The organism is Sphingomonas sp. (genome assembly GCF_019242355.1).
Classification (GTDB): Bacteria; Pseudomonadota; Alphaproteobacteria; order Sphingomonadales; family Sphingomonadaceae; genus Sphingomicrobium.
The window spans coordinates 1-8,953 of the sequence record NZ_JAFAVR010000249.1 but is presented as its reverse complement, the minus strand read 5'-3'; the positions used below and the strand labels follow the sequence as shown (position 1 = coordinate 8,953).

Sequence of the window (8,953 nt, the reverse complement as noted above, 5' to 3'; positions counted from 1 at the left end):
CGAGGAGCATGAGGTTCAAGGTGCGGCCGTCGGAGGGAAGGTGCGGAATCGTCCGCGCAAGCTCCGCCGCGTCGCGGACCTTGCCGCCCTGGATGCGATACTGGAAGCGAGCGGCCTGCACCGCTTTGTCGTCGGGATCGGACGCAGCGACGAGGTCGACGTCGGCGATCGCCGCGTCCCAGCGGCCGAGCCGCGCGTTAAGACTTGCCCGTTGCGTACGGTCGCGATGCCCAGGGGGGCAAGCGTCGATCAGCGCGCCCAGCAATTGCGTTGCGTCGTTCAGTGCATTCTTCTGGATCAGCGGGCTCAGCACCAGGCGTCGAACGTCATTGGCCTCGCCGCCCCGGATGAGGTCGGGCGTGATCGACGCAACCTGCCAGGCGTCCGATCGCACAAGAGCGATCGCGAGCAGGAGGCGGACGGCGCCGTCCGGCTCCGCGCCCGTCGCGGCAACCGCATCGGCGGCTTCCAGTCCCTTGGTCCACTCGCCGGCACGGATCATGTCCGCTGCGGCCTGGAAAGCGTTTTCCGGTCTGTCGATGTCTGTTTGCACGCTACTCATCTCGTATCGCTGGGCGGGCCTATTGCTCGGCCCCGCAGGTGATCCGCATGAATTTCTCCAGCATTTTCGACACAGAGAAATTGGGATCCAGGAAATCACGCGTGGCCGGGTCGAAGATCGCCGGATCCTGCGCTCGTCCCAAAAGGGCCTGCACCTTCTCGCAAGCTTCGTCGAGGTCGGTCTTGTCCGCGCAACCGAGGATGTGCCCGGTGACCCCTTCGATGAAGCATTCCGACGCGCCGCCGGCAGGTGTCGAAACGACGGGCACGCCAAGATATTGCGCTTCAATCAGGACATTGGGCAGCCCCTCGAACGAGGACATGAGCACCAGCACGTCCATCTTCTTCATCCAGTAGCCGACATGGGTCGAATGGCCGACGAAGAGGATCCGGTCGCCGATGCCGAGATCGTTCGCCAGCTGCACTGCATCATCGAACAGGCGGCCGGCGCCGACGACGAGAAAGCGCACATCCGGGTGGGACTTCGCATAGCGGGCGGCGAAGCGAATCCACGTCGTCGGGCGCTTGTCCGTATTGAATCGGAAGACCCCCCCGATGACATGGGTCGCATCGGGCGTCCGGGCGACGAACTCGTCCCATTGGGCCTCCAGCGCCTCGGTGCCGTCGCAGCCCATCTGCTGCACGCCGTTATAGAGAATCGAGAAGCGCTCGACGGGAATGCCAAGCCACTCGGCATAGGCCGACGCCGCGCATTTGGAGTTGGTGACCAGCTGGATCCCCGGGATTTCGGCCAGCGAGCGGTAGAGGACCTCATATTCCGGATGATACATGTGCTTGCGAATGGCAGGCGGAAGGCCGCGGAACATGAGCTGGATGCGTGGCACGCCGGCGATGATGGCGGCGAAGCTCGCGAACAGGCAGGCGCCGTCCTGCCACAGCGAAACGACGCTTGGCCGCGTCTCAAGGAAGTGGGCAACGAGGCGGCGTACTCCGAAATTGACCCGGATCGGCAGGTAGTCGACGAGCGTGACCAGCTCCGGATCGTCAATCCCGAAGATGCTCGTGGGGTGGGAGTCCATCTGGTCGATCTCGGTGATTTCCACCTCGGCCGCCTGAAGGTCGGCGAGATACACCTGCCGCCCCTCCCCGGCGTGCGACCGGACGAGCACTTCGATCGGCCTCTCGATCGCGATCCCGCCCACCTGGCCCTCGCTGCGGCGTTGGAGCTCCAGCGCGGCCGCGCTGCGCGAGAGCTGCCGCTCAGCACCGCCGGCGCCCAGCCCGCCCGTAATCAAAGTCAGCCGCTCGATCCGGTCGCCCGGCAGGTCGGCGACGCGGCGGTCGCGATAGGCCGCAAGCGCATGCTTCATCGCCAGCTCGCGGCAATCCTCCATTGGCGCGATCATCCGATCCTCGCGCGCCTCGAGGAGCTCGCAGAGATGACGGACCTGGTCGACGAAGTCCTTCTGCTTGGTGCCGTCGGGAAACGGGGTCGCGCTTTCTAGCACCTCAAGCGCGCGAATCGCGAAGCCGCGCACATGCAGCCGCTTTGCATAGAGAAAACGCATTCTCCTCGCCCGAGGGTACCGTGCCAGCAGGCGCTCGTAGACATCGTCAGAGCGTTCCGGCTGGTTCGCTCGGGCAAGCGCCTCGGCAAGGCCGATATGAAGATCGACCGGAGCCGTGTCCGGCAGGGCGATGGGCGTCAGGATCTCCGCCGCCACGGCGTGACGGCGGAGCTCGACCTGCTCGATCGCTGCCTCGATCCTCCGCCACTCGTCGTCAAACGGCTGCGGCTCCGCGCCGGGCGGCGCGTCCATGTCCGTCCCCTGCGCCGTGGGCGTCAAGCGTGCGCTCGCGCCTTCCATGCCCGACAGGTCATCCATCATCGGCGCAGCGTACGTCGCGGACTGCCGAGGCACCGCGCCTGGCCGCCGCGAGAATCTTGATCCAATCCAGTCACCCCTGTCTCACTCGATTTCCAGCAACGCCCCGAAGCCCTTCGTCAGGCCGCGAGCGGCACTGCGACGCGACCTCCACGCCTGCGACGAGCCTGGCGCGCGGCCATGAGCTCGCAGCGCTGGACGTTGTTCGAGGCGCTCTGGAGGTCCGGCGCCACGGCCTCGAGCCGCCGCCAATATTCCATTGCCCGCTCGAATTCCTCGGCCTTCATGTAGGCGAGACCCGCCCGGCGCAGCAGACGCGCATCCTCGGGCGCAAGGCCGAGCATCAGATCTACCGTCTCCAGCACCTCGCGCGGCGGCGCCTCCTCCTCGTCGAGCTGCCGGAGATAGGTTCGCAGGCCACTCAGCATCCGCAGCCCCTCCGTCGCCAGCTGCTGCTTCGGCATCAGCGAGTATTTTTCCAGCAGCCGGTACGTCTCGACCGCTTCGCGGAATCGCTGCTCGGCCGCCAGACTGCGGATGAAGCGAACGCCCTTGGGGCCCGCCGAGGCCATGAAGGCCTTGATCCGGTTGGCGTAGCGAGCGGTGCCCTCGTCATTCGATTCCGCAAGACTGCCGTAAAGCTCGACGGCGGTTCGGAAGTCGCCGTTGAGTCCCGCGATATGAGCGTAGTTGGCACGCGCATCGACGTCGTCCTGGGCGGCCTCGAAGAGCCTCGCCGCGACGTGCTGAGCCTCACCGAGCCGGCCGATCTTGGCCAGCGCCCGGCCATAGAGGAGGGCAATCGAGCGCCGCTCGTAGATCATCTCGCCGGCGCGCTCGCACAGCGCGACGACTGCGGCATCGCTCGGCGCCGCTTGAACCTTCGCCCACAGCTCGTCGATCACGGCTCGCCGCACCCGGCGGGCAACGGCCTGACTGGGCTGCACCGCAACAGCTGCGGCGGCAAGCGCATGCGCTTCTATCGTCCGGCCCTCGCCAAGCAGCTTGTCGGCGGCCTCGGCCCACTCCTGTGCCAGCGACCGAAGCGGCCGCGCGGCCCGCTCCGCCATGCCCGACGGCCCGCTGAGCATCAGCGCGACGCCCGGCAGCGCCGAATACATCTCCGCCCGCGCCGCTTCCTCGATCAGCGTCGGCAACAGCCCAACATCCTTGTGGGAGACGATCGCCAGCGCACGGCCGAGTGCATGGTCGTCCCGCCGCGAGATCGCCCATTCGGCAAGCCCGCTCGCGTGGGCGGCGTCGCCATGCTCGTCCATCGCGTCCATGACCTCGCCCAGCCATGCATCGTACAGGTCGGAATCGCCGGTCTCGCGGTAGTGGTCGAGCACCGATACCGCGGCGGCCGAGCTGTTCGGATCGCGGCGGAAGGCGAGCTTGCGATAGCGTACGGCATCATCCGTCCTGCCAAGAGCGTCGGCCGCGCGCCCGGCGATCTCGTAGATCTCGGCATTTTCATATTCGTCGCCGATCATCTGCGAAGCGAGGTCGAGCGCGCCCTGCGCGTCACCAGTCTCTATCTGGGCGCGCAGCAGATCCTGCCTCGTCTCGTGGCTCATCTCGGATGATCCGGCATGGCCCGACAAGAGCCTTACCGCACCCTCATAGTCGCCGATCCGCGACATCACCTGCCCATGCAACAATTGCAGCCCGAGATCGTCGGGATATTTCTTCAGCGCCGCAAACAACTGGCGGGACCCTTCGAAGAAATCATAATGCTGAAGGGTCGCGGCAATCGTTTCGGAAACCATCGACGCCCCCGATGCTTCGAGGTCATCGGCATTGACGCCGGCGACGATCGCCCGCGGGAAGATGTAATCGCGCTGAACCTTTGCAAACCAGGCATCGGAAAAGGCATTGGTGTAGTGCGTCGAATCGAGGCCGCCGCTCTCCATCGCGCGCTCCTGCCCGAACTCCGTCATCAATTGCGTCGGGTCGAAGCAATCGACCTCAAGCTGCGCCGACGCTGACTTGACCCAGCGGATCAGCTTGTCACGTGAGGCGATCAGGCTTCCGTCCGGCGTCTCGACATTGACGTGGGTGACGAACAACAGCTTGTCCTTGCCGATCTGCTCGGCAATCTCGGCCATGTCGGACCGGACCTCGTCGAAGGTCTGAACGCGCATCGTCATCGCCGCCAGAATCTCGCGGCCCTCAGGGGCGTAGAGGTGATATACGGGATCCTTGTCGAGGAAGTCCGCAAGGGCGGCCGGGTCGCCGCGGCGGGCGAGTTCGTAATAGGCGCGAGCGCGGGCGGGCCGGGAGAAGAAGTCGGAGAAATGCTGGTGCAGATAGTTGCACTGGATCGCGACATCGCCGACCAGATAGACCTTGGTCGAGCTTATCTCGACGATCGTCAGGTCAGGCTCCCTCTCCGGCAGATCGTCGTCGCACGACACGCCTGGCCGGAACAGGATCGGCTCAAGCTGAGCCGGGAACGCGATCTCACCCTTGCGGAAGCGGAGTTGCTGAAGGACTTCGGTCGTCGTGTGCACGAACCCGTAGATGCGCTGATAGTCCAGCCGCACGGGAAAGCGCGTCGCGCCGCGCTTCAGCGGCGTGCTGATCCTGCACGTGCCGATTGGCGAAATGGTGATCTTGCTCAACAGGGCTCTCCGCAGACCTGACTTGGTCCGGCTCTAACAAGGATTACCCCCTGAATCAAAGACAAGGGCGCGTCGACGAGGGTGCTGTCGGCCGGTTCGAGCCCGGCCGCTCACGCGCGCAAAAAGCGTTCGCGATCGCCGGACGGGCAGCCCGCCCGCCGCGGAGTCACGAGCGGCGCGTGAGACCCATCCCAAGCGACGCCAGGAAGGAGATCACGATCCCGGCAAGCAGGCCCTGGACCGCCAGCAGCCACAGGTTCGGACTGCTCGGCACGTCGGACGCAACCGGCTCGGAGATCACCGAGAGGTAACGCCGAAGCCGCGTCGCCTCGCGATAGGACTGCTGGTAGGCATCGCGCGCCGCACTGAGGTTGCTGTCGGCGAATGTCTGCGCGTTCTTTAGCTGCGAGAAGGTGCGCAGCCGCGATGCTTCCGAATTCTGGCCGCCGGCAAGGCGCGCACGGGCCTGCGCAAGCTGTCCCTGGAGCGCCTGGACCTGCAACTGCGCCGGCTTCAGCATCGGGTGATCCGGGTTTCCGAACGCCTGCACCTTTTCATAGTTGATCTTGGCGGTGTTCAGCTCCTGCTCCAGCTGCGCGATGTTGTTGAGCACCATGGTCGCTTCCGCGTTCGGATCGACGTCGCGGTGCTCGGCGCTCCAGGCGGCCATCGAATTGGCCGCGCTGGACGACTGGATCTGCGCGGCCTGGAGCTGGCGCATGTCGACGTTGAGCGCGTCCTGGACCCCCTGCGTGTCCATCTTGCCGACGAATTGTTGCGCAAGCACCAGCAGCGCCGAGGCGATGCGGCGGGAATCGTCGGGGCTGAAGGCGTCGACCTCGATCGAATTCTCCTGCTCCACCATGAAGAACTTGACCTTCACGGCCCGGCTGTAAGCGTCGTAAAGTGCGGAGCTGCCGGCTTTGGGATCGACCCCGAGCAAGGTCGCCAATGGCATGACCTTGTTGAGCTGGATCATGGCATCGCGCGACTTCAGGAAATCGTTGACCGCGAAGCCGTCGACGAAGCCGATTCCCGCAGAGCCTCCCGATCCGCTCGACAGCAAGCTGGTCGCCGCGCCGGACGTCGCCTGCTCGGCGCTGCTTCCCCGAACCGAGAAGCGGGTTTCCGCCGCATAGCGGGGACGGTCCACGAACGCTCCCCAGCCGACCGCGGCAAGGACGCAGCCGATGATGATCCCGGTGTAGATCCACTGCCGCCGCCGACGGCCGCGGATGCTGCGTTCGCGGACTTCGCGCGCGAGCACGAGGGCCCGGGAACCCTCGCCCGTCTCCTCGGGAACGATGTCCCGTCCAACGATGGTGTCGCCCCTGTCGGCGAGCGCATCGCGCCGTGCCTCAGAAGAGGAAATCTGCGCCACTCTCGACTCCGGCATTCGTGATGTCTCCAACTGCTTCGCGTGCCGATCGGATTGGGAACCGCTCCAGACACTGCTCAAGATCGGTCTCGATTTCCAGTTGCCCGTCGTCAAACACGAGGGCCTTCGCGCAATAATCGAGCATCTGCTTCGGACGCGCTGCTGACAAGATCAGTGTTTTACCGACCAGCCGCTGTTCAAAAAGCGCCTGCCAGAGCCGAGTGAAGCGGGAATCATCCGACGGAATTTGCGAATCCACCAGGTAGATGTCGAACTCAGGCACCAGGCCGAGCGCGAAATTGAACTCCTGCCGGACCCAGGGTGGCCAGACATACAGCGAGACGTCGAGATATTCGGGGCGGGAGATGAGCGAGGAGACGAACTCGCCGGCATAGTCGCGCTCGATTCCGTAGAGGTCGGCGACCAGGTAGACGAACTCGATGCCCGTCGCCTTGCTTCGAAGCATCGCCGCGCGCCCGATCGGCCAGGACACCGATCCCTCGATCTCGACCCAACCCTGCCGTGGCGGGCGAAGGCCCCCGATGATGTCCATCACCAGCGGGCGATATTCCGGGCTGTGCGACAGGAGCGCATAGCGTCCGGGCGGCAAGCGGAAGTCGAGGCCGTCGAAGAGCACGACCTCGCGCCCGAAGACCTCGCATTCGTCGGATACGGAGAACAGGTCGATCATCGCCGCGCCTAGGCCGGAAGTGACCGCGAGCGCACGAGGCGCTGCGAGATCATCGCCGCAAGCACCAGGAAGCCGAAGCACACGAAGAAATAGGTCGGGTCCGCGTCCTCGGACTTGTAGCCCTCGAAATAGGCCGAGCGCAGCAGCTGCTCGGCATGAGACAGCGGCGACCATAGCACGATTGGGCGATACTCGACCGGCAGCTGCTCGGACACCAGAATGACGCTGGAGACCATCTGCAAAGCGCGTTCGATCGCCGGCGCGAAGCGCGGGAAATAGTGCCAGACAACCGAAATCGAGCCGAAGATCACGCCGACGGCAAGCCCCGCGAAGCCGATGCAGATGATCCAGAAGATCACTCCGGGATAATTGTTCGGCAGCGTGAAGATTCCGGCGAGATAGCCGCCGCCAATCAGGGCGACGTACACGACGCTATAGGCCGCCATGTAGATCAGTCCCTGAGTCACGCCGACCACGACCGGCGAATAGGCGCGGAAGTTGAGGAGAGCGCGCTGGGCGTGGAACGACGCGGTCGTCCGAAAGATGACGTTGCGGAACATGAACCAGGTCGTCGTCCCGATCATCGAGAAGGTCGGCACGTCCATGTTCAGCACGGAATGCACGCCGGCCAGGAAATAGACCGACATCAGGAGCGCCATCAGCACCGCCGGGCCGATCAGCGTCCACAGCAGCGCCACCCGGCTTTCCGATTTCAGAAGCACGAACTGATAGCGCAGGAGCGCCCGGAGCGCCCGCCAGTTGGGATAGTCGGCGCCAGTCCGGGCGACCCGCTTGGCATCGGCCTGGGCAAGCAGCTCGCGGAGCTGGAGGAGGTCGCTCTCCTCGTCGACCGGGACCGCGATCGTATAGGCCTCGTCGGCGAGGATCGCCTCCCGCCGGGCGCGCGTGACCTCCTTCTGGTCGGAAAGCTTCTTGCGCCTGCGAAAACCCTTGACCAGCGGCTTCAAGGTCTCGGCCAGCCCGGGGGGGACATAGTCGGGCGTGAATTCGACCATGCGAGAACGGGCATCGGCCTCGATCAGCCGGATGATCGCGCGCAGCTGACGCCGGCGGAGCTCGGCATAATCGGACTGCGGGTCGCCCCGGTCGACGCCGCGCTCCACCCCGCGGGCGATGGCATCGTAGATCCGCCGCCGCTCGCCGACGGTCTCGTGGCGCTCGCTGCGCAGGCTCTCGAGGACGAGCGCGAGGATCGGCTCGGCGCTTTCATCGCCGCTCGCGCCCAGGCTCTCCCCCTTCGCCGCAATGACCGCGAGGTGCAGCGGCAGGTCGCCGTGCGCCTCGCGCGCAGCATTCTGCTGCTCGCGCCGGGCCCGCCATGCGGCAATCCGATCTTCGGTCTTGCTCACGGCCCTAGGGGATCGTGGTGACGGCGCGGGACGAATTCACGATCCCGCTGAAGGTGGAGATCACCTTCTGGTACTGGGCGAAGGACGCGTTGGAGATAAGCACCGCATCGCCATTATGAAGCATGAAGGCATTCGCCACGGCGATCTGCACGGGATTGCGCAGATCGAAATGATAGACCTTGGGCAGCGCGTTGGTCGCGGTCATGTCCCCCTGCCGCATCACGTAGACCGCGGCGGGGTCGGCCGCCGAATTGTCGAGCCCGCGTGCATCGCCAAGCGCATCCATCAGGCTGTAGTCGTGGCGCGTGATCTTGACCCGGCCCTGCACTCCGGCTGCGCCGAGCACGTTGACCGTTCCCACGACGCCGCGGACGATGACGACATCGCCCGGCTGGAGAGCGATGTTGTCCCGCGGCTGGTCGTAGAGGCCGGCAAGACGGACCGTGCCGCTTTCACCGCCGCGGCGGACCGTGACCGTTGCC

The 8,953-nt window shown here is 65.4% G+C and carries 7 protein-coding genes; all 7 read right to left on the bottom strand.

What is annotated here, in order from left to right; genetic code table 11:
- The coding region (locus JOZ79_RS11915; protein ID WP_294074401.1) for a hypothetical protein at positions 1 to 562 on the bottom strand (562 nt) is incomplete at its 3' end.
- A 19-nt stretch (positions 563 to 581) separates the two neighbouring features.
- A complete protein-coding gene (locus tag JOZ79_RS11910; RefSeq protein ID WP_294074399.1) occupies positions 582 to 2,411 on the bottom strand; it encodes a glycosyltransferase in 1,830 nt (609 codons plus the stop codon).
- A gap of 116 nt (positions 2,412 to 2,527) precedes the next feature.
- Positions 2,528 to 5,032, bottom strand: a complete 2,505-nt coding sequence (locus JOZ79_RS11905) for a hypothetical protein (protein WP_294074397.1) — start codon at positions 5,030 to 5,032, stop codon at positions 2,528 to 2,530.
- Positions 5,033 to 5,198: 166 nt separating this feature from the next.
- Positions 5,199 to 6,413, bottom strand: coding sequence for a hypothetical protein (locus JOZ79_RS11900; RefSeq protein WP_294074395.1), 1,215 nt, complete (start codon positions 6,411 to 6,413; stop codon positions 5,199 to 5,201).
- Positions 6,391 to 7,101, bottom strand: a complete 711-nt coding sequence (locus JOZ79_RS11895) for a hypothetical protein (protein ID WP_294074393.1) — start codon at positions 7,099 to 7,101, stop codon at positions 6,391 to 6,393. The genes JOZ79_RS11900 and JOZ79_RS11895 overlap by 23 nt, the downstream gene beginning before the upstream one ends.
- A gap of 8 nt (positions 7,102 to 7,109) precedes the next feature.
- Entirely contained in the window at positions 7,110 to 8,471 is a 1,362-nt protein-coding gene (locus tag JOZ79_RS11890) for a hypothetical protein (RefSeq protein WP_294074391.1), read from the bottom strand.
- A gap of 4 nt (positions 8,472 to 8,475) precedes the next feature.
- Positions 8,476 to 8,953: hypothetical protein (locus tag JOZ79_RS11885; protein ID WP_366514817.1), on the bottom strand; the 478-nt coding region annotated here is incomplete at its 5' end.

Excerpts from the sequence above, each read along its gene's own strand:
- JOZ79_RS11910 (WP_294074399.1), bottom strand. The coding sequence starts at position 2,411 with ATGATGGATGACCTGTCGGGCATGGAAGGCGCGAGCGCACGCTTGACG.
- JOZ79_RS11895 (WP_294074393.1), bottom strand. The coding sequence starts at position 7,101 with ATGATCGACCTGTTCTCCGTATCCGACGAATGCGAGGTCTTCGGGCGC.